25 protein-coding genes are annotated in these 23,680 nt (G+C 68.0%); 14 read left to right on the plus strand and 11 right to left on the minus strand.

What is annotated here, in order from left to right; translation table 11 throughout:
- The first annotated feature begins 4 nt into the window (after positions 1 to 4).
- Entirely contained in the window at positions 5 to 631 is a 627-nt protein-coding gene (locus P73_RS13390) for a MarC family protein (protein ID WP_043869957.1), read from the plus strand.
- A 35-nt stretch (positions 632 to 666) separates the two neighbouring features.
- Positions 667 to 1,263, plus strand: coding sequence for a retropepsin-like aspartic protease family protein (locus P73_RS13395; RefSeq protein ID WP_245629165.1), 597 nt, complete (start codon positions 667 to 669; stop codon positions 1,261 to 1,263).
- Positions 1,264 to 1,347: 84 nt separating this feature from the next.
- Here P73_RS13395 and P73_RS13400 read toward each other — a convergent pair whose 3' ends face one another.
- Both P73_RS13400 and P73_RS13405 read right to left on the minus strand, forming a co-directional pair.
- Positions 1,348 to 1,806 (minus strand): DNA polymerase III subunit chi, encoded by a 459-nt coding sequence (locus tag P73_RS13400; RefSeq protein ID WP_043869958.1) that lies wholly within the window; start codon positions 1,804 to 1,806, stop codon positions 1,348 to 1,350.
- A gap of 6 nt (positions 1,807 to 1,812) precedes the next feature.
- Positions 1,813 to 3,279 carry a leucyl aminopeptidase gene (locus P73_RS13405; RefSeq protein WP_043869959.1) on the minus strand — a complete coding sequence of 489 codons (1,467 nt, stop codon included), beginning with the start codon at positions 3,277 to 3,279 and terminating at the stop codon, positions 1,813 to 1,815.
- Positions 3,280 to 3,476: 197 nt separating this feature from the next.
- Between P73_RS13405 and P73_RS13410 the strand changes: the two genes are divergently transcribed.
- The 7 genes from P73_RS13410 (at position 3,477) to P73_RS13440 (ending at position 11,476) form a co-directional block, all read left to right on the plus strand.
- Entirely contained in the window at positions 3,477 to 4,559 is a 1,083-nt protein-coding gene (locus P73_RS13410) for an LptF/LptG family permease (RefSeq protein WP_245629166.1), read from the plus strand.
- On the plus strand, positions 4,556 to 5,653 hold the full coding sequence (gene lptG, locus P73_RS13415) for an LPS export ABC transporter permease LptG (protein WP_043869960.1): 1,098 nt from the start codon (positions 4,556 to 4,558) through the stop codon (positions 5,651 to 5,653). Before P73_RS13410 ends, lptG begins: the two co-directional genes overlap by 4 nt.
- Positions 5,654 to 5,657: 4 nt before the next feature.
- Positions 5,658 to 7,847, plus strand: coding sequence for an LPS-assembly protein LptD (locus P73_RS13420; RefSeq protein ID WP_052453261.1), 2,190 nt, complete (start codon positions 5,658 to 5,660; stop codon positions 7,845 to 7,847).
- A gap of 133 nt (positions 7,848 to 7,980) precedes the next feature.
- Positions 7,981 to 9,234: a peptidylprolyl isomerase gene (locus tag P73_RS13425; protein WP_052453262.1), complete on the plus strand. Its 1,254-nt coding sequence runs from the start codon at positions 7,981 to 7,983 to the stop codon at positions 9,232 to 9,234.
- A complete protein-coding gene (gene pdxA / locus P73_RS13430) occupies positions 9,231 to 10,211 on the plus strand; it encodes a 4-hydroxythreonine-4-phosphate dehydrogenase PdxA (RefSeq protein WP_043869961.1) in 981 nt (326 codons plus the stop codon). Before P73_RS13425 ends, pdxA begins: the two co-directional genes overlap by 4 nt.
- On the plus strand, positions 10,211 to 11,053 hold the full coding sequence (rsmA, locus tag P73_RS13435) for a 16S rRNA (adenine(1518)-N(6)/adenine(1519)-N(6))-dimethyltransferase RsmA (RefSeq protein ID WP_043869962.1): 843 nt from the start codon (positions 10,211 to 10,213) through the stop codon (positions 11,051 to 11,053). The genes pdxA and rsmA overlap by 1 nt, the downstream gene beginning before the upstream one ends.
- Positions 11,054 to 11,056: 3 nt before the next feature.
- Entirely contained in the window at positions 11,057 to 11,476 is a 420-nt protein-coding gene (locus P73_RS13440; protein WP_043869963.1) for a VOC family protein, read from the plus strand.
- 126 nt (positions 11,477 to 11,602) lie between these two features.
- Here the strand turns inward: P73_RS13440 and P73_RS13445 are convergent, their stop codons facing one another.
- From P73_RS13445 to P73_RS13475, 7 genes are all read right to left on the minus strand, one after another.
- Entirely contained in the window at positions 11,603 to 12,286 is a 684-nt protein-coding gene (locus tag P73_RS13445) for a DUF4167 domain-containing protein (RefSeq protein WP_043869964.1), read from the minus strand.
- A 347-nt stretch (positions 12,287 to 12,633) separates the two neighbouring features.
- Positions 12,634 to 13,497: a peptide chain release factor N(5)-glutamine methyltransferase gene (gene prmC, locus P73_RS13450; protein ID WP_245629167.1), complete on the minus strand. Its 864-nt coding sequence runs from the start codon at positions 13,495 to 13,497 to the stop codon at positions 12,634 to 12,636.
- Positions 13,494 to 14,543, minus strand: coding sequence for a peptide chain release factor 1 (prfA, locus tag P73_RS13455; RefSeq protein ID WP_043869965.1), 1,050 nt, complete (start codon positions 14,541 to 14,543; stop codon positions 13,494 to 13,496). The genes prmC and prfA overlap by 4 nt, the downstream gene beginning before the upstream one ends.
- A 78-nt stretch (positions 14,544 to 14,621) precedes the next feature.
- On the minus strand, positions 14,622 to 15,038 hold the full coding sequence (locus P73_RS13460; protein WP_043869966.1) for a DUF1499 domain-containing protein: 417 nt from the start codon (positions 15,036 to 15,038) through the stop codon (positions 14,622 to 14,624).
- A 2-nt stretch (positions 15,039 to 15,040) separates the two neighbouring features.
- Positions 15,041 to 16,003, minus strand: coding sequence for an agmatinase (gene speB / locus P73_RS13465; protein ID WP_043869967.1), 963 nt, complete (start codon positions 16,001 to 16,003; stop codon positions 15,041 to 15,043).
- A 176-nt stretch (positions 16,004 to 16,179) separates the two neighbouring features.
- Positions 16,180 to 16,773: an outer membrane protein gene (locus P73_RS13470; protein WP_043869968.1), complete on the minus strand. Its 594-nt coding sequence runs from the start codon at positions 16,771 to 16,773 to the stop codon at positions 16,180 to 16,182.
- 225 nt (positions 16,774 to 16,998) lie between these two features.
- The gene (locus P73_RS13475) at positions 16,999 to 18,828 is read right to left on the minus strand and encodes an ABC-F family ATP-binding cassette domain-containing protein (RefSeq protein WP_043869969.1); all 1,830 of its coding nucleotides are present in this window, start codon (positions 18,826 to 18,828) and stop codon (positions 16,999 to 17,001) included.
- A gap of 115 nt (positions 18,829 to 18,943) precedes the next feature.
- Between P73_RS13475 and P73_RS13480 the strand changes: the two genes are divergently transcribed.
- A complete protein-coding gene (locus tag P73_RS13480; RefSeq protein WP_043869970.1) occupies positions 18,944 to 19,444 on the plus strand; it encodes an Hsp20/alpha crystallin family protein in 501 nt (166 codons plus the stop codon).
- A gap of 46 nt (positions 19,445 to 19,490) precedes the next feature.
- Here the strand turns inward: P73_RS13480 and P73_RS13485 are convergent, their stop codons facing one another.
- Entirely contained in the window at positions 19,491 to 20,243 is a 753-nt protein-coding gene (locus P73_RS13485; protein ID WP_043869971.1) for a GNAT family N-acetyltransferase, read from the minus strand.
- Positions 20,244 to 20,388: 145 nt separating this feature from the next.
- On the opposite strand from P73_RS13485, the gene msrB reads away from it, so the two are divergent.
- Positions 20,389 to 20,799 (plus strand): peptide-methionine (R)-S-oxide reductase MsrB, encoded by a 411-nt coding sequence (gene msrB / locus P73_RS13490; protein ID WP_043869972.1) that lies wholly within the window; start codon positions 20,389 to 20,391, stop codon positions 20,797 to 20,799.
- A gap of 87 nt (positions 20,800 to 20,886) precedes the next feature.
- On the opposite strand, the gene P73_RS13495 is transcribed toward msrB, so the two are convergent.
- Complete coding sequence (locus P73_RS13495; RefSeq protein WP_052453263.1) at positions 20,887 to 21,357, minus strand: outer membrane protein assembly factor BamE; 471 nt, start codon at positions 21,355 to 21,357, stop codon at positions 20,887 to 20,889.
- A 76-nt stretch (positions 21,358 to 21,433) separates the two neighbouring features.
- Between P73_RS13495 and P73_RS13500 the strand changes: the two genes are divergently transcribed.
- From P73_RS13500 to plsX, 3 genes are all read left to right on the plus strand, one after another.
- A complete protein-coding gene (locus P73_RS13500; RefSeq protein WP_052453264.1) occupies positions 21,434 to 21,997 on the plus strand; it encodes a YceD family protein in 564 nt (187 codons plus the stop codon).
- Positions 21,998 to 22,290: 293 nt separating this feature from the next.
- The gene (gene rpmF, locus P73_RS13505; RefSeq protein ID WP_009571770.1) at positions 22,291 to 22,497 is read left to right on the plus strand and encodes a 50S ribosomal protein L32; all 207 of its coding nucleotides are present in this window, start codon (positions 22,291 to 22,293) and stop codon (positions 22,495 to 22,497) included.
- Between the two features lie 153 nt (positions 22,498 to 22,650).
- The gene (gene plsX, locus P73_RS13510; protein WP_245629283.1) at positions 22,651 to 23,667 is read left to right on the plus strand and encodes a phosphate acyltransferase PlsX; all 1,017 of its coding nucleotides are present in this window, start codon (positions 22,651 to 22,653) and stop codon (positions 23,665 to 23,667) included.
- The last annotated feature ends 13 nt before the right edge of the window (positions 23,668 to 23,680 follow it).

Genomic DNA, 23,680 nt, shown 5'->3' on the forward strand with positions numbered 1-23,680 from the left:
GGCGATGGACGTCCAGACCCTCGTCACCGCCTTCCTCACCCTCTTCGTCATCATCGACCCGATCGGGCTCGCGCCGCTCTTCATCGCGCTAACCCAGGGCGCGACCCCCGCGCATCGCCGCGCGGTCGGGCTGCGCGCGGTGCTGATCGCCTTCGCGATCCTGACGGCGTTCGGCCTGTTCGGAGACCGCGTCCTCGAATTCGCGGGCATCTCCATGCCGGCCTTCCGCATCGCCGGCGGGCTGTTGCTGTTCCTCACCGCGCTCGAGATGCTGTTCGAGAGACGGTCGAAACGGCGCAGCGAACATGCCGAGCACCCGGAACACCAGCCGGTCGCGGATCCCTCGGTCTTTCCCCTCGCCACGCCGCTGCTGGCCGGACCCGGCGCGATCACCTCGATGATCCTGCTCATCGACCAGTCGCAGGGGGTGAGCGGAGCGCTGCTGATGATCGGCGTGATGGCCGCCGTGCTCGTGCTCGTCTTCGTGCTCTTCTCACTCAGCACCGCGATGGAGCGGCTTCTGGGCGCGACCGGCATCAACGTCGTGACGCGCCTCATGGGCATGCTGCTCGCCGCCCTGTCGGTGCAATTTGTCGCCGACGGGGTCAAGGCACTGTTCTTCGCGGGCTGACGGGACGTGCGCCCGCTCTGGTAAGCGCGGCGGGGATGCTTATCTATGAGGGCATGGAGAGCTTCGACACCGCCCGCATCCTCTATCTCTCGCTCCTTCTCGGGGCGGTGGCATTCTATTACGTCATCGCCAACCGCCGGACTCTCGGGGCGATGGTGCGCCATGCGGTGCTCTGGGCGCTGATCTTCATCGGTGTGCTTTCGGCCGTGGGGCTGTGGCAGGACGTCCGGCCCCGCCTCGCCCCGGCGCAGATCAGCCGCGGCGACGGGATCATTGCGGTCGACCGCGACATGACCGGGCATTTCTCCGTCCGGGCGGCGGTCAACGGCACGCCGGTCGCCTTCCTCGTCGACACCGGCGCGTCGAATGTGGTCCTGTCGATGGAGGATGCCGAACGCGCCGGGATCGACATCGGCAATCTCGTTTTCACCGGCCGTGCCCAGACGGCGAACGGCACCGTGCGGACCGCCCCCGTGACCCTCGACACGCTCGACCTCGAGGGCGTGCACGACCGCAAGGTACGGGCCTATGTCACGGACGGCGAGCTGTTCGGCTCGCTTCTTGGCATGGATTACCTGCGCCGCTACGAGCGGATCGAGATCCAGCGCGACAAGCTGATCCTGACGCGGTAGGCGCCGGGCCGCAGGCAAAGGGGCGCTGCCCCTCTTGCGCCTGCGGCGCAATTCACCCCGGAATATTTCCGAGCAGATGAAGGCTCAGCCCTTGCGGCTCTCGGCCTTCTTCTCCCAGCGGCCAGACTCCTCGGACCAGTATTGCGCCTCGATACCGGCGGCGGTGAGCGCCGTCCACTGGCCCCGCGCCTGCTGCACCGCCTCCGGGTCGTGCCCGTCGAACAGGATGCAGGCACGCGACAGGCCGGCCAGTTCGTCGGGCGCGATCTCCGCGCCGCCCACGCTCATCACGCAGGCCGCGCCGTTTCCGCCGGGCGCAGTCGTGAGCAGGATCGGCTGGTCGGCGTCATGCGGCCCGCCTGCAAGGCCGTGCGGCAGGAAGCCTTCCCGCGTCCAGAGGGCGGCGTCGAGCCCGCGCAGCATTTCCTCCGAGCGCCCGCGCACCTCCACGCGCCAGCCCGCCGCAAGCGACTTTTCCGCCAGCGTGGCAAGCGTCGCCGCGAGCGGGTTGCGCGTCAGGTGATAGAAGAAAACCGCGCCCATCGGCGCCTACGTCGCCGGGTTCAGGTCGTCGACGAGGCGGTTGAGCGCCAGCACGCCCCATCCGGTCGCGCCCTTCGGCGCGAGTGTCGTCGCCGATTTCACCGACGCCACGCCAGCGATGTCGAGATGGATCCAGGGTGTGCCTTCCTTGATGAACCGCTTGAGATATTGCGCCGCGGTGATCGAGCCGGCCGGACGTCCGCCGACGTTCTTCATGTCCGCGACATCGGATTTGAGCTGGTCGTCATAGGCCTGGCCGAGCGGCATGCGCCAGGCGCCTTCGCCCTCGGTCCCGGCCGCTTTCAGGAAGGCGGCGCAGAAGGCGTCGTCATTGGAGAAGACGCCCGCATTCTCATGCCCGAGGCCGATGATGATCGCGCCGGTGAGCGTGGCGAGGTCGATCACGCCGCGCGGCCCGAACCGCTCCTGCGCATACCAGAGCACGTCGCAGAGCACGAGACGCCCCTCGGCATCGGTGTTGATGATCTCGACCGTGTCGCCCTTCATCGACTTCACCACGTCGCCCGGACGGATCGCGTTGCCGTCGGGCATGTTCTCCACGAGGCCGACGAGGCCGACGACATTGCCGCGCGCCTTGCGCAGGGCGAGCGATTTCATCACTCCGGCGACCGTGCCCGCGCCGCCCATGTCCATGGTCATGTCCTCCATCCCGGCGGCGGGCTTGAGCGAGATGCCGCCCGTGTCGAAGACGACGCCCTTGCCGACGAGGGCGAGCGGAGCCTCCTCCGCGCCGCCCTTCCACTGCATCACGACCACCTTCGAGGGGCTCGCCGAGCCCTGCCCGACCGCGAGGAGCGTGCGCATGCCGAGTTCGGCAAGCTGGTCCTCTTCGAGCACCTCGACCTCGACGCCGAGGCTTTCGAGTTCCGAGAGGCGCCTGGCGAATTCGGTCGTGGTGAGCACGTTCGAGGGTTCGGAAACGAGGTCGCGGGTGAAGAACACGCCCTCGGCCAGCGCCGCGGTGGCGGAGAGATCGAGCTCTTCCGGCTTGGCGACGGCGAACGTCACCTCGGGCACCTCCGCGGCGGGGCCTTCGGATTTGTGATCGGTGAACCTGTAGGCGCGCAGCGCGAGGCCGAGCGCGAGATCCGCGACCCGCTTCAACCCGCCCGGCAGCACGAGCGCCCCCTCCTTGCCGAGTGCCGCGCCGAGTGCCGCACCGGCCCCGCGCGCGAGATCGGCGCCGGCCTGGTTCGGCAGCTTCACGACGTGGAGCGCCTCGGCCGCCATGCCGGTCGGCCAGCTCAGCTCCTTCGCCTCGCCCTCCTTCATCTTCCCGAAGGCCTCGCTTTCGAGAAACCGTGCCAGCGCGCCCTTCGTCACCCGGTTCACGCGCCGCGCCGCCGGGCTCATCCGGCCATCGGACGGGACGATCAGGGCCACGCGCCCGGCGGCCTTGGCTATGGCGTCGAGATCGGGGGCTGTGACGGCGAAACGGACGGGCGTGGTCATGGGAACTCCTGGGCTGGACTGCGGTCTGAGGGCACTGGCCCGCGCGGCGGCGCGGCCGGCTCCGGCCTATTGGTAACCCGCCGCGCAGGGCGTGGCCAGAGCGAGATTTCGGGTTTCTCCCGTCCGGTTCAGCGGATAAAGTCCCGCGCGACTGCGTGCTTGCCCGAGGGATGGTGTTGGGGAGATTCGACAAATACATGCTTCAGCAACTGCTGATGCTGTTCGGCTTCTTCTCCCTCGTGCTCGCGCTCGTCTTCTGGGTCAACCGCGCCGTGGGCCTGCTCGACTGGCTGATGGGCGACGGGCAATCCGCCTCCGTCTTCCTCCAGCTCAGCGCACTGTCCCTGCCGACGATCCTCGTCAATCTCCTGCCGATTTCGGCCTTTGGGGCCACGGTTTACGTCACCAACCGGCTGTCGAACGAATCCGAGCTCGTCGTGGTGCAGGCGGCGGGCTACTCGCCCTACCGGCTGGCGCGGCCGGCGCTGGTCTTCGGGCTCGTCGTCGCGGTGATGACCGCGATCCTGTCGCATGTGCTCGTGCCGCTGTCGGTGCGCGAACTCGACCTCCGGCGCGACGAGATCGCCCAGGACGTGACCGCGCGGCTCCTGCAGGAAGGCACCTTCGTGCACCCGGCGAAGGGGATCACCTTCTATGTGCGCGAGATCACGCCCAACGGGGAATTGCACGACATCTACCTCTCGAGCAGTCTCGCGGATGGCGAGCGCCAGAGCTTCATGGCTTCCCGCGGGCTTCTGGTGAAGGAAGAGGAGGCGCCGATGCTGCTCATGTTCGACGGCATGGCGCAGGTCTATGAACTCGAGAGCCAGCGCCTCTCGGTCACGCGTTTCGAAAGTTTCGCCTACAGCCTCGCCGGGCTGATGGCGGAGGTGCGCGTCCCCGGACAGAGCACGCGCGCCACCACGACCACGGCGCTGCTCGCGCGGGATCTCTCCGCGGAGAACCTCGCCACGGCGAACAGCCGCATGAACAAGGCGCTTCAGAGCCTCGCGGTCACGCTCGTCGGATTCGGGGCGCTGATCGTCGGCGGCTTCTCCCGCTTCGGGCTCTGGCGGCAGATCTTCCTCGCGCTCCTGCTCCTCGTGATCGTGAAGTCGATCGACAATTCGCTCGAGGGCGCGATCGAACGCGATCCGACACTCTGGCCGGTCACCTATCTCTCGACGCTGCTCGGGGTGGTGCTCGGCTATCTCCTCCTGTGGAAGGCCGCCCATCCGCGCCTGCGCGGGACGCGCGGGGCCGGGGGAGAGCTGCCATGAGGCTCGATCTCTATTTCGCCCGGCGGTTCCTGCGTGCGCTGCTGATGACGCTCGGCATCTTCTGCGGTCTCATCCTGATGATCGAGACGGTCGACATCATCCGCGATTTCGCCGCCGACGGCATCACCGCCGCGCAGAGCCTGAACCTTGCGCTCCTGCGCCTGCCGACGACGATCTACGGCTTCCTGCCGATCATCGTCGCCATCGCGACTCTGATCATGTTCCTCGGCCTCGCGCGGTCCTCCGAACTCGTGGTCGCCCGCGCCGCGGGGCGGTCGGCCATGCGCTCCCTCCTGCCGCCCGTCGCCGTAGCCTTTCTCTTCGGCGTCGTGACGGTGGCCGTGCTCAATCCGATCGCGGCGACGACGGAACGGCGCTACGAGGAGCGCGAAAACCTCTATCTGGACGGCGACCGGCAGATCTTCTCCGTCTCCGACGAAGGGCTCTGGCTGCGCGAGGGCACGGCCTCCGGGCAGATGGTGATCCGCGCGACGCGCGCGAACCTCGACGGCTCGGCGCTCCACGACGTGACCTTCCTCGGGTTTTCCACCGGCGGGCTGCCGCTCTACCGCATCGAGGCGCAGGAGGCCAGGATCGCGGATGGCCAGTGGCACCTGCGCGAGGCGAAGCGCTGGCCGCTCGAGGGCGCGGCCAATCCGGAGGCCGCGGCAACGCAGAGCCGGGAACTGACGCTGACCACCTCGCTCACGCTCGAGGAGATCCAGGACCGGTTCGGCGTCCCGGCGGCGGTGGCGATCTGGGACATGCCCGACCACATCGCACGGCTGGAGGGGGCAGGGTTTTCCGCCCGCGCCTACAAGATGTGGCTGCAAAGCGAGCTTGCGCTGCCGCTCAGCTTCGTCGCCATGGTGCTGATCGGGGCAGGCTTCACGATGCGCCACACGAGGCTCGGACGCACGTCCACGCTGGTGCTGACGGCGATCATCCTCGCCTTCGGCTTCTACTTCCTGCGCTCCTTCTCCATCGTGCTCGGGGAGAACGGGATGCTGCCGATCGCCCTCGCCGCCTGGGCGCCACCGGTCGCGGTGATCTTCGCCTCCCTTGCCCTGCTGCTGCATTTGGAGGATGGATAGGATCATGACCGCATCCGCCCCTGCCCTCGCCGCCGCCTTCCGTCCTGCCCTGCGTCTCGCCCTTGCCGCCGCGCTGGGACTGGGCGTGCCGATCGCGCCCGCCTTCCTGCCACTGCCCGCCGCGGCACAGGACGCCGCGGCGCGGACGGAGGAGGAGCCCACCGCCCTCTTTGCCGACAGCGTGACCTTCGACGGAACCTGGCTCACCGCGACCGGCGCGGTCGAGGTGCTGCGCGACGAGACCCGACTCACCGCCACGCGGATCGCCTACAACCAGGATACGGGGGCGCTCGAGATCGACGGGCCGATCCGCATCACCCGCGCGGGCGGCGATGTCGTCGTCCTCGCCTCCGCAGCCGAGATCGACACGGAACTCCAGAACGGGATCATGTCCTCCGCACGGCTGGTGATCGACCGCCAGCTCCAGCTCGCGGCCCGGCGGCTCGACGTGATCGACGGGCGCTACCTGCGCCTGTCGCGCAGCGTCGCCTCCGCCTGCGAGGTCTGCGCCGCACGGCCGGTTCCGCTTTGGGAAATCCGCGCGAAGGAGGTGATCCACGACACCGAGGAGCGGCAGATCTATTTCACCGACGCAAGCTTCCGCCTCATGGGCACGCCGGTCCTCTGGCTGCCGCGGCTGCGCATCCCCGATCCCTCGCTCGAGCGCGCCTCGGGCTTTCTCGTCCCGGAGCTGCGCACCGATTCGACCCTCGGCACCGGGGTGATCGTGCCCTATTTCATCACCCTCGGCGACCATCGCGATCTCACCGTCTCGCCCTATCTCGCGACGTCAACGACGACACTCAACCTGCGCTACCGGCAGGCCTTTTACAACGGCCGGCTGGAAATGAACGGCGCGGTGAGCCAGGACGACACGCGCGACGGCACACGTGCCTATCTCTTCGCGGAAGGCGAATGGACGGTCGGGCGCGGGCTGACCTTCGGCCTCGACCTGCGCGCGGTCTCCGACATCGCCTATCTCGTCGATTACGGCATCTCGGACGACGACACGCTGCCCTCGCAGCTCACGCTCAGCCGCTATTCGGCGAACGAGGCGCTGTCGGCGGAGCTCACCTATCTGCGCACCCTGCGTGCCTCCGAACAGGATATCGAGGACACTTTGCCCTTCTTCCTCGGCGAGGCACGCTACGAGCGGCTCCTGGACCTGCCGAAGCTGCCCGGCCAGCTCCGCTTCGGCCTCTCCGCCTCGAGCTCCTACCGCGACAGCAAGGAGGATGTGGAAGGCTACGACGTGCTGCGCCTCGGCACAGAGGCCGAATGGTCCGGCAGCCGGATCTTCGCCTCCGGGTTCCGGCTCGACACCACGGCGGCGGGCTATGTCGACGGCTATGCGATGCACCAGAACTCGCTCTACGGCGACACGGCGCTGCGCGTCACCCCGGCCGTCGAGACGCGGCTCAGCTATCCGATGGTGCGCCAGACCGCCGGCGGTGCCTCTGAAATCCTCACGCCGCTCCTCCAGATCGGCTGGTCGCGGACCTGGGGCGACGAGGTGCCGAACATCGACTCGACGCTCGTCGAATTCGACGAGGGCAACCTTCTGTCGCTGTCGCGCTTTCCGGGATCGGACCGGCGTGAGACCGGGCTGACCGCCGCCGCCGGGCTGCACTTCGCCCATGACGGGCCGGGAAGCCGCTACAGCGTCACGCTGGGCCGGCTGCTCTACCTCAGCGACACGGGCGATTTCGCCGAGGCCTCCGGCCTTGCGGACACGCGGTCCGACTGGCTGCTGGGCGTCGGCCTCGGTTTCGAAAGCGGTATCGCGCTCACCTCGCGCACGCTTTTCGACGATGCGTTCGAGCTGACGAAATGGGAGGCGCGGCTCGATCTCACGCGGCCGCGCTACGAGGTCGGGGCGAGCTATGCCTATGTCATCGCGGACGCGGCGGAAAACCGCGACAGGCCGGTCGACGAGTTCCGCTTCGACGGCAGCGTGAGACTCGCCGCGAACTGGCGGGCGGATGCCGAATATCTCTATGATTTCAACGGCGGCGAGGCGACGAAGGCGGGGGTCGGGATCGAATTCCTCAACGAATGCGTCCGCCTGCGGCTCGGCATGTCGCGCCGCTATTCGGACACGGACGCGCTCGATCCGACGACGAGCTACAGTTTCTCGGTGGGCTTCGGCGCCTTCGCGGCGGAAGGCGGGAAATCCACCCGCTGCGCGTTCTGAGCCCCCAGCCCGCGGAGGGAGGGATCGCAAGCCCCTTGGCCCGCGCCGCGAAACCCCGTAAGTAAAGACTGAAATCGCGCTTCGGGCGCAGAATAAAGAGGTTGGCAGAATGAGAACGATCCGAGCAGGTCTCATGAGCATCACCCGCCGCGCGGCGCGGCTGTCGCCGGGGCTCCGCCGTCTCGGACTGGCCGGGACGCTCGGCCTTGCCGTGCTTCCCGCGCTTCCTGCCCTGGCGCAGAACATGTTCGCGCCCGTCGCCTATGTGAACGATCAGGTCGTCACCCGCTTCGAACTGGACCAGAGGCGCCAGATGCTCGCGGTGCTCGGCGCACCCACGACGGAGAAGGCCGCGCTCGAGGCGCTGATCGAGGAACGGCTGAAGGACGAGGTCGCCGCCCGTGTCGGCATGTCGCTCAACGACGAGCAGACCGCCGCGGCAATCCGCGAATTCGCCGCCCGCGGCGATCTCCAGCCCGAGCAGTTCCTCGCGCTCATGGCCCGCAACGGCGTGTCGGCACAGACCGTGCGCGACTACATCACCTCAGGCACGATCTGGCGCGAATACGCGCGCGCGCGCTTCCGCCAGAAGGCCACCGTCAGCGAGAGCGAGATCGACCGCGCGCTCCAGAACCAGGGGCCGTCGGGCGGGCTGCGCGTCCTGTTGTCCGAGCTCTTCCTGCCGGCACGCACGCCGGAGGAAAGGGCGCAGTCCGAAGCCCTCGCCACCCGCATCGCCCAGGATGCCACGATCGGATCCTTCGCGGCCGCCGCGCGGGAATATTCCGTGGCGCCGAGCCGCGAGACCGGGGGCGAGATGGACTGGGTGCCGATCGGCAACCTGCCCGGCCCGCTGCGCGCCTCCGTCATGGGGCTCAAGCCCGGCGAGGTCACCGCGCCGCTGTCCACCGGCAATGCCATCGGCATGTTCCAGCTCCGCGCCGTCGCGGAAACCGACGTGCCCACACCGGCTCCCGACACCATCCGCTATGCCGCCTATTACATCGCCGGCGGCCACAGCCCCGAGGCGCTGAAACGTGCGGCGGAGGTTCAGGCACGGGTCGACACCTGCGACGATCTCTATGCCGTGGCCAAGGGCCAGCCCGAGAGCACGCTCCAGATCGACAGCCTGTCGCCCTCGCAGATCCCGCAGGACGTCGCGCTCGAACTCGCGAAGCTCGATCCCGGCGAAGTCTCCACCGCGCTCACCCGCGCGAACGGACAGACGCTCGTCTTCCTGATGCTGTGCGCGCGGTCCTTCGACGAGGCGACCGACGAGGAGGCGCGCGAGCAGGTGCGCCAGGAGCTCATCGTGAACCGGATCAGCGCGCTTGCCGACAGCTATGTGGCGGAGCTGAAGGCCGACGCCGCCATCGTCATCCCATGACCGCGCCGATCGCCCTCACCTGCGGCGACCCCGCAGGCGTCGGCCCGGAACTCGCCGCGGCGGCGGCGGAGGTGCTGAAGGGGGAACTTCCCTTCTTCCTCATCGGCGACCCGCGCCACCTGCCCCAGGACACGGCCGTCGCGGAAATCACCGATCCTGCCGAGGCGGCGCAGGTGCCGGCGGGCACGCTGGCGATAATGCCGCACGCGTTTCCGGAGGCGGCGAGGCCCGGCCATCCCTCGCTCGCCAATGCGGCCAGCGTCGTGGCGGTGATCGAACGCGCCGTTGCCCTCGTGCAGGAGGGCCGCGCCGGTGCCGTCTGCACCGGGCCGGTCAACAAGAAGGTGCTGAAGGACGGCGCGGATTTCGCCTTTCCCGGCCATACCGAATTCCTCGCCCATCTCGCCGGGGTGGACCGCGTCGTGATGATGCTGGCCTGTCCCGAGCTGCGCGTCGTGCCGGTGACGATCCACATTCCCCTGCGCGAGGTGCCGGGCGCCTTCACCCCCGCGCTTCTGGAGGAGACGATCCGGATCACCGAGGCCGGGCTGCGCCGGTTCTGGGGGATCGAGCGGCCCCGCCTCGCCATTGCCGGCCTCAATCCCCACGCGGGCGAAGGCGGCGCGATGGGACGCGAGGAGATCGACTGGATGATCCCGCTCCTCGCCCGGCTCGAGGCGGAGGGGCTCCGCCTCAAGGGGCCGATGTCGGCCGATACGATGTTCCATGCCGCGGCGCGCGCGGGCTATGACGTGGCGCTCTGCGCCTATCACGACCAGGCACTCATCCCGATCAAGACCGTGGATTTCGCGGGCGGCGTCAACGTGACCCTCGGCCTGCCCTTCATCCGCACCTCACCCGACCACGGCACCGCCTTCGACATCGCCGGGAAGGATCTGGCCGATCCGAGTTCGCTGATCGCCGCGCTTCGGATGGCGCGGGAGATGAGTATTTCCGGCAGCAAAAAGGCAGGGTGATGGCAACGTTCGACGGGCTTCCCCCGCTGCGCGAGGTGATCGAGACGCACGGGCTCGTGGCAAAGAAATCGCTCGGGCAGAATTTCCTGCTCGATCTCAACCTGACATCGAAAATCGCGCGCCAGGCGGGCGATCTGTCGAAATGCGACGTGCTGGAGGTCGGACCCGGCCCCGGCGGGCTGACGCGCGGGCTTCTGGCCGAGGGCGCGCGCAGGGTGCTCGCGGTCGAGAAGGACAGCCGCGCCATTGCCGCGCTTTCGGAGATCGCGGCCGCCTATCCCGGACGGCTCGAGGTGCTGAACGCGGACGCGCTCGAGATCGACCCGCGGGACCGGCTTACGCCGCCGGTGCGTGTGGTCGCCAACCTGCCCTATAACGTCGGCACCGAGCTTCTGGTGCGCTGGCTCACCCCTCCCGAATGGCCGCCCTACTGGACCTCGCTCACGCTGATGTTCCAGCGCGAGGTGGCCGAGCGGATCGTGGCGCAGCCGGGATCCAGGACCTACGGGCGACTCGCGATCCTCGCGCAGTGGCGCACGCGCCCGCGCATCGTGATGGAATTGCCGCCCGAGGCGTTTTCGCCGCCGCCGAAGATCCATTCCTCGGTCGTGCATCTCGAGGCGCTCACGGCGCCCCGGTTCGCGGCGGAGCCGAAGGTTCTCGAGCGGGTCGTCGCGGCGGGGTTCAACCAGCGGCGCAAGATGCTGCGGGCAGCACTGAGGGGGCTCGCCCCCGATATCGAAGACCGTCTGGCGGCGGCGGGGATCAGGCCCACGGACCGTGCCGAACAGGTGCCGATCGAGGGCTGGTGCGCGCTCGCACGGGAAATGGCGAAAGGATAGCCGATGTTTTCTCATATCACCCTGGGCGTCAACGATCTGGACGAAGCCGCCCGTTTCTATGACGCGGTGCTCACCGAAATCGGTCTGGTCCAGCGGGAGGAGGAACCCGACGGCGGGCCCGAGGCCCGCTGCTGGGTCCGGCCCGAGGCGCCCTATCCGCGCTTCTATGCCCATCTGCCCTTCGACGGCGCGCCGGCCACGCCGGGAAACGGCACCATGGCCGCCTTCATCGCGCCCTCGCGCGAGGCGGTCGACCGCGCCCATGCGGCGGGGCTTGCCCATGGCGGGACGGATGAGGGTGCGCCAGGGCTGCGGCCGCATTACGCGGCGGATTACTATGGCGCTTATCTGCGCGATCCCTCGGGCAACAAGATCCATGTCGTCCACCGCGACAAGCTGCTCGGCTACCTCTTTCCGGGATGACTCTGCGGGCGTTCTGCGCCCCATCGGCGGGACAGGCGCAACCGGACCGAAACAGGCGCCGTCAAAACGAAACCCCGCCGGATCGGCGGGGTTTTCTTGTGGGAGATCTGACCCCCTGTCCGGCGCTTATTCCGCGGCGGCGGGCGTGTCGCCATTGGCGGAGGCGGTGTCCCCGTCCTCTTTGCCGCTGTCCTTCGCCCGCTTCGCACCGGGCTTTGCATCGTCTTTCGCAGCGTCCTTTCCGGCCTCGGCTTCAGCCGCGGCGGCGGCTTTCGCTTCCGCGTCCTTCTCGGCCTTGGTCTTGCGCGGCTTGCGCGGGGCGCGCGGCTTCTTCGGCTTCGGCGCGTCCTCCGGCGTCTCCACGAGGCCGGTGTCGTCGGACGAGCTGTCGCCCTCGACGAAGACGAGGCCGGGCTGGTCGTCGCTCGCGGCCTTTTCCTCCTCGCGCTTGCGCTGCTGGCGTTCGGCCCGCTCGGCACGTTCGGCCCGCTCGGCACGCTCGGCGTCCTGGCGGTCGCGGCGTTCCTGGGCCTCACGTTCCTGGGCCTCGCGCTGCGCTTCCATCTCCTTCTGCGCCTCGCCGAGCATCCGCAGGTAATGTTCCGCGTGCTGCTGGAAATTCTCCGCGGCCACGCGGTCGTTGGCGAGCTGGGCGTCGCGGGCGAGCTGGTTGTATTTGTCGATAATCTGTTGCGGCGTGCCACGCACCTTGCCCTCGGGGCCGGAGCTGTCGAAGACACGGTTGACGATATTGCCAACGGAACGGTTGCGGTTGTTCTTGGACCGCGAACGGTTTTTCGAAGATCTCATACGATGTTCTTTCGAGCCTATGTCTCGGGTTCTTTCGAGCCTGTTTCTACCGGGTTCACGGACCGGCTTATCCTTGATCTGGCTTGTCTGTCCCTTGCGCTTCCAGCCATGGAAGCCGTCAACGTCAAAGCTGTGAAGGGTACTGCGCGGGGGAGCAAATTCCCACCGGACGCCTGCCCCAATAACCATGTCCCGGCTGTCCTGACAAGGGGTTTTATTGCTTCATTCGAGCCAAATCTGCCGGATTTCGACCTGTTTTCACGTTCGGAACCGTCAGCGAGCGCCTGTTTTCGAGACTGTTGCAATTGACCTGCGCGGCACCGGGAAAGCGATCCGTATCCCTTCCGTCATGACGCCGGGGCGGGTTCGGGTGCATCGGCGCGGACCACGCGGTCGCGCCCGTCAAGATCGGGGATCACCCGCACAGACCTGAACCCTTGCGCAAGCAGGAGACCGGCGACAGCGGACCCCTGTGTCGGTCCGATCTCCAGCGCGATCCGCCCCCCTGGGGCAAGGAACGCACCGGCCTGTCGCGCTATCTCCCTGTAGGCAGATAAGCCGTCCGCCTCGTCTGTCAAGGCCCCCCTCGGCTCATGGGAGAGCTCGGGCGCGAGGCCGGCCATCTCCGCCGCCGAGATATAGGGCGGGTTGGAGACGATCAGATCGAAGACGCCATCGACGCCCTGCCACCAGTCCGCGCGTCGGAAGCGCGCACGCGCGCCGAGATCGAGCGCCGCCGCATTGCGCCGCGCCACGGCGAGCGCGGCCTCCGACAGATCCGTGCCGAGCCCCATGGCACGCGGCCTTTCCGCAAGCAAACTCAATAGGATGGCACCCGATCCCGTGCCAAGGTCGAGGACGGAGGCGAAGGGGCGCGAGAGGGCTTCGGCCACGAGGATCTCCGTCTCGGGGCGCGGGTCGAGCACGTCCCGGCCGACCTCGAAACGGTGGCCGTGGAACTCCCTGTATCCGAGGATATGGGACACCGGCTCCCGCGCGAGGCGCCGCGCGAGGGCCGCCGCGAAAGCCGCCTTGGCACCGGGATCGAGCGGGTCGCGCAGCACGAGCGTGAGCCGGTCCGGAGCGAGACCGAGCGCATGGGCCATGAGCAGGCGCGCATCGCGCCCCGCGCCCGGAATCCCGGCCGCGGCGAGGGCCTGCGTCGCCGGGATCAGAGCCGCCTGGACCGTGATCCGGTCCGTCTCGCTCACCCGTCCATCTCCGCGAGCTGCGCCGCCTGGTGATCCGCGATCAGCGCGTCGATCACCTCGTCGAGATCGCCGTTCATCACCTGATCGAGCTTGTAGAGCGTCAGGTTGATGCGGTGATCGGTCATGCGTCCCTGCGGGAAATTGTAGGTGCGGATGCGTTCGGACCGGTCGCCGGAACCGACCTGGCTCCGGCGGGAGGCGGAGCGTTCGTCGTGCAGCCGCCGGCGCTCTGCGTCATATAGCCGCGCCCGCAGCACGTTCATCGCGATCTCGCGGTTGCGGTGCTGGGATTTTTCCGAGGAGGTGACGACGATGCCGCTGGGGACATGGGTGATGCGCACGGCCGAATCCGTGGTGTTGACATGCTGTCCCCCCGCCCCCGAGGAGCGCATCGTGTCGATGCGCAGATCGGCCGGGTCGAGGCGGAGATCCACCTCCTGCGCCTCCGGCAGCACGGCGACGGTGGCCGCGGAGGTGTGGATCCGCCCGCCGCTCTCGGTCTCGGGCACGCGCTGGACGCGGTGGACGCCGGATTCGAATTTCAGCCGGGCGAAGACACCCTCGCCCGAGATGCGCACCACCGCCTCCCGGATCCCGCCCAGTTCGCTCTCGGCGAGATCGACGATTTCCACCGTCCAGCCGCGCGCCTCGGCATAGCGCTGGTACATGCGCAGCAGATCGCCTGCGAAGAGCGCCGCCTCCTCGCCGCCCGTGCCGGGGCGGATCTCCACGATCGCCGGGCGCGCATCGGCCGCGTCCTTCGGCAGAAGCGCGATCCGGAGCGCCTCGTCCGCCTCGGGCAGGCGCTTGCGCAGGGCGGGCAGCTCATCTTCGGCCAGCGCCCGCATCTCGGGGTCGGACAGCATCGCCTCGGCCTCGGCGATATCGGAGAGGAGCGTGCGATAGGCGCGGATCTGGTCGACGACGGGTTTCAGCTCCGCATACTCGCGGCCGAGCGCGGCGATGTCGCCCGTGCCCGCGCTCATCGCGGCCTCGACGTATTCGAAACGCTGGGTGATCTGGTGGAGACGGTCTTCGGGTATCATGAGGGGTCTGTTGCGCCGAAAATGCGGGCCGGTCAAGCGGCGGCGTCGCGGCGGATGAGTATTTGTGGCAGCAAAAAGCTAGACGCCCGCGGCTGCGATCCAGTCGCGCAGGCGGGCGGCGTTGGTGCCGAAATCACCCCTACCGAAGCGTTGGCGGGCGAGAAGCGCCAGTTCCGCCCCGGCCTCGTGCGGGCGCACGGCGACGGTGGTGTAGTCGGGCAGGCCCCAGAAGCCCGAGCGCGTGACATAGCTCATCCGCCCCTCGCCCGCCGATCCGGCGATGTGGCGGGTGCGCGGCCATGTGGCGGCCACGGCGTCGATCTGCGCGAGCGCCTCCGCGGGCGGATGCGGCACGGCGAGCAGGCGTTTCGCGCCGCGGCGGCCGGGGTCGGCAGCGGCGAAGGGATCGACATGCCAGCGCGCGGGATCGGTGGGCGCGAGCCGGATGACGGCCTGGAGGACGAGGAAGAGCCCGAGCAGGATCCAGAGCGCCATGGTCACGCCTTCCGCCGCGTCCAGCCGTAAAGCGCGACGATCTCCATCGCCACATGGGCACCCGCCACGGCGGTGGCGCCGGTCGTGTCATAGGGCGGGGAGACCTCGACGATGTCGCCGCCGGTGAGGCGGACGCCGGCGAGATCGCGCAGGATCGCCGCCGCCTGCCAGCTGGCGAGCCCGCCCCAGACCGGCGTGCCGGTGCCCGGCGCGAAGGCGGGGTCGAGGCAGTCGATGTCGAAGGTGAGATAGCAATTGCCGGTGCCGACGATGCGCTTCACCTCCTGCGCCACCCAGCCCGGCCCGCGCTCATGCACGCAGCGCGCGTCGAGCGTGGTCATGCCGAGCGTGTCGGGATTGTCGGTGCGGATGCCGATCTGGACCGACGTCTCGGGATCGACGAGCCCGGTCTTCACCGCCTTGTAGAACATCGTTCCGTGGTCGATCCGCGTCAGGTCGTCATCGGCCCATGTGTCCGAATGGGCGTCGAAATGGATAAGGCTGAGGGGGCCGAACCTTTCGGCATGGGCCTTCAGGATCGGATAGCTGATGGAATGATCGCCGCCGAGCGCGAGGCTTCCGGCGCCGGAGGCGAGGATCCCGCGGATATGGGCGGTGAGCGCGTCGGGGAAGTCGGCCACCTTTGCGTAGTCGAAGGGCAGGTCGCCATAATCGACCACGGTGAACTCGTCGAAGGGGGAATAGCCCCAGCCATAGGGCGCGTCGAAGGCCTGAAGCGTCGAGGCCTCCCGGATCGCGCGGGGGCCGAGCCGCGTGCCTGGGCGATTCGTCACCGCCTGGTCGAAAGGCACGCCGGTGATGGCCAGATCGACGCCGGCGAGGTCCTTCGTGTAGCGCCGGCGGAAGGTCGAGGTGGCGCCGCCAAAGGCGTTTTCGAAGGCGAGTCCCCGTCCCGGACCGGTGAAGGCCAGATCAATCTGGGTCTTTGCGTCTTCGAGCGCCATCGCGGTGGTCTCCCCTTGCCTGTCGCCGCCACTCTAGCGCGGCAGACGGGCTTGGCAATCGCGGCGGCGGGCGGGGAAAAGGAAATGGGCCTCCCGTGCTGCTGCGAACGGGAGGCCCGGAGCGGGGCATGCGGTGGGGTACGAGGGGAGCCGCCGCATGCCGCCGAGGGGAACACTCAGAAGCGGAAGGACACGCGCGCACCCAGCGTGGTGGCGGAGAGGTCTTCGCCGCTGTCGTCGAACTCGTCAAACTCGTTCTGGAGCAGCTCGGCGCCCAGGTTGATCTGGTCGGTCAGCGCATAATCCACGCCGATACCATAGGCATAACCGGTGTCGGAATAATCCTCGCCCGCGATATCCGCATTGACGTAGGTCGCACCGACCACGCCGTAGACGAGCGCGGAGCCCAGGTCATAGCCGGCGCGCAGTTTCAGCCGGGTGAAATCGTCGATCGACGCAACGTCGTTCTCGATCTCGGACGCGCTGTATTCGAGTTCGCCACCGAGCACGAAATTACCGAAGTCGTAATCGTAACCACCGAAGAGGCCATAGACCATGTCGTCGGCGTCGTCGGCCACATCATCGCCCCAGCCGTAGCCTGCAGAAAGACCCGCATAGCCGCCGGTCCAGTCGGTGCCGGCAACCACGGGCGCGACCGGCGCCGGGGTGATCACGGGCTCGGGGGTCGGCTCGCTGTAGCCGCCCGCGAAAGCGGGCGCGGTCACGGCGAGCGCGGCGACTGCGGCGGCCGGAATTGCGAAACGTTTCATTTATCTGAACTCCTTCTTACACTGCCTCTTTCGTGCCTCATTGCATTGAGAGGACGACGCCTTCTCTGTCAGGCGTCTCACCAAGGAAATCGTGTATAATTCAGGCGGAAAAAAGGGGGGCGGGGGTCACGCCCGCGTGAGGTGACGCGACGTCGGAGGAAAATGGCCGAGGGCGGCCCGGCGCATGGCGTGTTTCAGCCGATCCTGCCCGCCTCCGCGAGAGGCTCAGACAGCGGCGTTCCTCTCCTCGAGATCAAGCCATTCCTCCTCTGCGGCGGAGAGTGTTTCCTGCCGCGCGGCGAGCATTTCCGTGGCCTTGCGGAACTTCACCGGGTCGCGGGTGAACAGCTCCGGATCGGAAAGCAGGTCGGAGAGGCGCGCAATCTCCGCCTCGAGCCGCTCGATCTCCGCCGGCAGCGCCTCGAGACGGTGCCTTTCGGTGAAGGACAGGCCGGATTTCGGCGTCGCGGCGGGTTTCTCCGCGGGCGCCTGCGCCGCCTTCGCTGCCGTCGCGGCGGGTTTCGGCTGCGCCCGCTCCGGGGTGGCGGTGCCGCGCTGCGCGAGGTAATCCGACCAGCCGCCGGCATAGACGGTGGCCTGCCCCCTGCCCTCCATCGCCACGGTCTGAGTCGCGACCCGGTCGATGAAATCGCGGTCGTGGGAGACGAGGAGCACCGTGCCCTCGAACTCGGTCAGCAGCTCCTGCAACAGGTCGAGCGTCTCGATGTCGAGATCGTTCGTCGGCTCGTCGAGCACGAGAAGGTTCGAAGGCTTCGCCATGATCTTCGCCAGCAGAAGCCGCGCCTTTTCCCCGCCCGAGAGGGAGGCGACGGGTGCGCGGGCCTGCGCATCGGTGAAGAGGAATTCCTTGAGATAGCCGACCACGTGTTTCGGGGTGCCGCGCACCATGATCTGATCGGCCTTGCCGGACACGCGCATGTCCTTGTCCGAGGTCAGCGCCTCCCAGAGCGTCAGGTCCTCGCGGATATTGCTGCGGGCCTGGTCGAAGACCGCCATCTCGAGCTTCGTGCCGAGCCGCACCGTGCCGCTGTCGGGCGCGATCTCCCCGGTCAGCATCTTCAGGAGCGTGGTCTTGCCCGCCCCGTTCGGCCCGACGAAGGCAATCCTGTCGCCGCGCGCGACCTTGATCGAGAAATCGCGCAGGATGATTTTTTCCCCGAAGGCCTTCGCGATATGCTCGGCCTCGATCACCCGCTTGCCGGATTTCTCCGAGACCTCGAGCTCCATCGCCGCCGTGCCTTGCCGCCGGATCTGCCCGGCCCGCTCCGTGCGCAGGTCCTGGAGCGCGCGCACGCGGCCCATGTTGCGCTTGCGCCGGGCGGAAATGCCCTCGACCGCCCAGCGGGCCTCCGCCTTGATCTTGCGGTCGAGCTTGTGGCGCTGCTGGTCCTCCTCCTCCCAGACCTTGTCGCGCCATTCCTCGAACGCCGCGAATCCCTGCTCCTGCCGCCGCACGTCGCCCCGGTCGATCCAGAGCGTCGCGCGTGTCAGGTGGTTGAGGAAGGCGCGGTCGTGGGAAATCAGCACATAGGCGGCCCTGGTGGTGCGCAGTTCCTCCTCGAGCCAGGCGATCGCCTCGATGTCGAGGTGGTTCGTCGGCTCGTCGAGCAGCATGAGTGCGGGCGCCTCGGCGAGGAGCTTGGCGAGCGCCGCGCGCCGCCGTTCTCCGCCCGAGGCCGTCGCCACCGGCGTCGAGGGATCGAATTTCAGCCCCTCGGCCACCATCGCGACGCGATATGCCTCGCTCTCCCCGAGCTCCGAGGCCGCGAAATCTCCAAGCGTCGCATAAGGCGAGAGATCCGGCTCCTGCTCCATGTAGCCCACGGTCACGCCCGGACCGAGCACGCGGGCGCCGCGATCCGGTTCGACTAGCCCCGCCATGACCTTCATCAGCGTGGACTTGCCCGAGCCGTTGCGGCCCACGAGCGCGACGCGGTCGCCCTCCTGGACGATGAGCGAGAGGCCGTCGAAGACGGGATCGCCGCCGAAGGTGAGCGAGATGTCGGAAAGCTGGAGAACCGGTGCGCGTGCCATGGCCGCACCGCTACTCGCAGCCGCGCGAAAGGTCAACGGGCGACCTCAGATCAAAGCCGGGCGGGGCCGAATCTGCTATAAATGGCTAATCGGCAATTCAATCGGGAGAAAGACCATGAGAACGAACCACTGGCTTCCGTCGTCCTGGTTTGGACATAAAGACGCCGACACCAGCCTGATGTCGCTGCGCGACCAGATCGACAGGCTGTTCGACGATTTCGGCGAGGGCCTGACGCTGCGCGACCGCCGCTTTGCCATGAAGAGCGACATCAGCGAGACGGAGACGGATCTCACCGTCACCGCGGAACTTCCGGGCATGACGGAAGCGGATGTCACCGTCTCGGTCAGCGGCAACCGCCTGACCATCGAGGGGGAGAAGAAGACCGAAACCTCCTCGCGCGACGACAAGGAGAACGCGGACGACAAGGACGCCCGCGCCTTTCACCGGATCGAACGGTATTCCGGCAGCTTCCGGCGGGTCATGAGCCTGCCCTTCGAGGTGGATCCGGACGCGGTGTCCGCCCGGATGAAGGACGGGGTTCTGACCGTCACCCTGCCGAAACCGCCGGAGGTCCAGGCGGAGGCCCGCAAGATCGTCGTCGAGCGCGCGACATAGCGGCCACAGGCGGAAGGGGGCGTTGGATGCCCCCTTTCCCGCCGGATCACCCGGCGACGGCGCGCAGCAGCTTCTTGCGCGCGGGCGGGATCGCCTTGATCTCGACCCCGGTGAAGACATGCATCGTGTTCAGCTCGCGATCCACCACCGCGTGATCGGAGACCCAGCCCCCCATCATCAGATAGGTCTTCAGGAGCGGCGGCATCTTCAGCATCGCGCGCTTCGCATCGGGCTTGCGCCGCAGCCGCGCAGCGAATCTGAAGACGTTCGGCGCCTTCACCTTCGGCAAAAGCCGTTTCGGGCCGAGATGGCGGTGCTTGAGCATGGCGAGCGCATCCGCGTGGTCCTGCCAGTGCGTGCCGCGGAAGGACGAGCAGCCGAAAAGCATCTCGACCCCCGTCTCGTCCACGTAGCGCGTCATCGCCCCCCAGGCGATGCGCAGGATATCCGGATCGCGGCAGTCGGGATGGATGCAGAAGCGCCCCATCTCGAGCATCCGCCCCTCGTAGCCCGCAAGCGCCTCGAGCCCGTAGAACTGCGCCGAATAGCTGCGGGAGATCTCCGCCCCGCCCGCGAGATCGAGAAAGCGATAGGTGCAGACGAGGCGCCCGCTCCTGCGCTCCTCGATCAGCACATGGCGGCACAGCCCGTCGAAGGCATCCGCCTCCCGCCCGTCGGCGCGCGGGGCGGCGCCCGTACCGGAGACGAAGGCGAGATACCTCAGCCGCTGCGCCGCCTCGAGATCGGCGCGGCTCTCCGCGAACCGGGCGACATAGCGCCCCTTCAGAAAATCGAACATGCGGCGCGCTCCCGTCTCTCGCACGGCCTCCGGAACCTGTCACGGGTTCTACCGCAGAGGATATGTCGTTTTCTTGACGTTGCGAAGCCTTGTTCCGCGCCGCGACATGCCTACCTCATGGGGCAAAGCACAAAGGAACGCACCCATGCCGAAGATCGACAGGACCGACGCCGAATGGCGCGCCGAACTGGATTCCGAAACCTACCGCGTCACGCGCCAGCACGGGACCGAGCGGGCCTTTTCCCATCCGGGCTTTCCCGCCGTTCCCGGTGTGTTCAAATGCGCCTGCTGCGGCGCCGAACTGTTCACCCAGGAGACGAAATACGAAAGCCATTGCGGCTGGCCCGCCTTCTACGCCACCAAGGAGGACGCGCCGGTCGGCGAGAGCCGCGACACCTCCTTCGGCATGGTGCGCACGGAGGTGCATTGCGACAATTGCGGCGCCCATCTCGGCCATGTCTTCCCCGACGGTCCGCAGGACAAGACCGGGCTGCGCTACTGCATCAACGGCGTGGCGCTGCGCTTCGAGCCGAACGAGAACGCAGCCGAGCGCTGAGCGGGGCTTTTTGCTGCTGAAAATACTCATGAAAAAGCCGCCCCGAAGACGGCTTTTCGTTCTTTCCGCTTCGAACGGAGCCCCGGCCTATTGCAGGAGCTGTTCGGCGGTGATGTTGCCGACATTGCTGAAGAGCTGACGCAGGAAGGTGATGCCCTGCACGTTCGATTCCGTCACGCGGCGGTCGAGCACCACGACGCGGCCCTGTTCGAGGCCGAAGCGCTCGATATTGCTGACCCGGCCGGCGCCGTCGAAGGAGATGGCGAGCACCTGACGGTCCACTTCCTTCGGCTCGAAGGCGCCGAGGTGGCGGAACCGGGAGCGCACGTAATACCAGCCGGAGCGGTCGAGGATGCCTTCCGTCGTCGGACGCCCGATGGCGGAGGCCACCTCCTCCTGCGTGTCGCCGATGTTCACCGTCCGCAGTTGGTCCGGCGTCGGGACATAGCCATGGTTGCGGTATTGCGCGGCACAGGCCGACAGGACGAGCGCCAGGGCGATCCCGATCGCGGCTTTCGCCATGGACTTGGCCCCTTGCGGGAAAATGCGTGCGGACATGTGCCCCCTCTTGCCTTGTGCTCTCGCGCCTCGTATCCGGCTTATAGAAACAGCGCCCGACGATCAAGGAGGCATCATGGGACATGACGGACTGACGAGCTGGGGGACCGAGCTGCGCCTGCGCGACCTCTCGCCCGCCCATGCCCATCCTTTCCGGCTTGTGCCGACGCGCGAGGACATGGACCTGCTGGCAAGCGAGCTCGGGTTGTCGGAACTGCGCAAGCTGCGCTTCGAGGGCCGTCTGGTGCCGCTCGGCAAGCGCGACTGGCGGCTCGAGGGCACGCTCGGCGCCACCGTGGTGCAGCCCTGCGTCGCGACGCTCGTGCCGGTGACGACGCGGATCGACACCGAGGTGGCGCGCCTCTATGTGGCCGACTTCCAGGAGGAGTTCGCCCCCGAGAGCGAGGTCGAGATGCCCGAGGACGAAAGCGTGGAGCCCCTGCCCGCGCGCCTGTCCCTCGCGGATGTGGCCGAGGAGGCGCTCGCCCTCGCCGCGCCCGACTATCCGCGCGCCGAAGGCGCCGAGCTTGGTGTGACGCAGTTCACCGAGCCGGGACGGGAGGCGATGACGGACGAGGACACGAAGCCCTTCGCCGGGCTCAGGGCGCTGCGCGAGAAGCTTGAAAAAGGCGAAGAATAGGGCGCGCCGCCCCCCGCCTCACAACCCGCCTCACAAAAGGGTTGCAGTTTTGCCGATTCCGGCTATGTTCCCGGCCTCGCTTCCCCGCACGGTCCGATCGCGGAACCCGGAACCGGCCTTGCCGGTTTCCAGAGGAAAATCATGACGAAGAGCATGGTTTACACTCTGCGCGCAAAGCCCTATGAAGCGCCGAGAATTCCTCCGGACGCCGTCCGGGAGCAACAAGGGGCAAATGCCCCGCCCACCATGGGAAAGGCGCCCGCGCCCGCCCCTCCTGATACCGAGGTTGAGACATGGCTGTCCCTCAGAACAAAGTCACCCGCTCGAAGCGGAACATGCGCCGCGCCCACGATGCGCTCGTTGCCGGCAATCCGGCCGAATGCCCGAACTGCGGCGAACTCAAGCGCCCGCACCACGTCTGCGGCGCCTGCGGCCATTACGACGACCGTGAGGTCGTGGCCCAGGCCGACGAGATCGATCTCGACGACGACGCGGCATAAGCGCGCCCCGGTGCGCCAGACGGTGTCTCACGCATGACGACCGGCTCGACCAATTCTGTCAGCACCGCCGCCGGCCAGCCGGCGGAGACGGATGAGGTCAAGGGCCGGCTCGGCGTGCGCGCCGGCACCGAGGTCACGCTCTCGATCGACGCCATGGGCGGCGATCGCGGTCCCGCGACGATCGTCGCCGGCATCGCGCGCTCCGCGGCGAAGAACCCGGCGGTAAAATTCATCCTCCACGGCAACGGACCGCTGCTCGAAAAGCTCGTGGCGCGGCGCCGATCGCTGCGCGGCCGGGTCATCATCCGCAGCGTGCCGGGCATCGTCACGATGGACGAGAAACCCTCCCAGGCGATGCGGCGCGCGGACACGTCCATGCGCTCGGCCATCGACGCGGTGAAGGACGGCGAGGCGCAGGCCTGCGTCTCCTGCGGCAATACCGGCGCGCTCATGGCCACCTCGATGATCCGCCTGCGCAAGCTCGAGGGCGTGAACCGTCCCGCCATCGCCTGCCTCTGGCCGTCGCGCAACGCGCAGGGCTTCAACGTCATGCTCGACGTGGGCGCCGATATCCGCGCCGACGCGCAGGATCTCCTGCAATATGCGATGATGGGCGCCTCCTATGCGCGCAACGGGCTGGGGCTCGAGGTGCCGCGCGTCGGCCTGCTCAACGTCGGCACCGAGGAACACAAGGGCCGTGCGGAGCTCAAGGCCGCCAACGACCTGATCGCCAATGGCGAGACGCTGGGCAAATACACCTATGTCGGCTTCGTCGAGGGCGGCCATATTCCCGGCAACGTGGTCGACGTGATCGTGACCGACGGCTTCACCGGCAATGTCGCGCTGAAGACCGGCGAGGGCACGGCGAAACTCGTGGGTGACCTGCTCAAGGAGGCGTTCAAGGCGACGCCCCTGTCGCGCGTCGCGGCACTGCTCGCCCTGACCTCGCTCAAGCGGCTGCAAAAGCGAATCGACCCGCGCCGCGTCAATGGCGGGGTCTTCCTCGGCCTGCGCGGCACGGTGGTGAAATCGCACGGCTCGGCGGATGCGACCGGCGTCTCCGCCGCGGTGAAGCTCGCCTATGAGCTCGCCGCCTCCGGCTTCTCCGAGCGTCTCGCCGCACGGGTTGCATCCGCTGTGGCCTCGACGCAGAATGACGGAACGTCATAACCAAGAAAAAGGC

It is taken from the genome of Celeribacter indicus, from assembly GCF_000819565.1.
Lineage (GTDB): Bacteria > Pseudomonadota > Alphaproteobacteria > Rhodobacterales > Rhodobacteraceae > Celeribacter > Celeribacter indicus.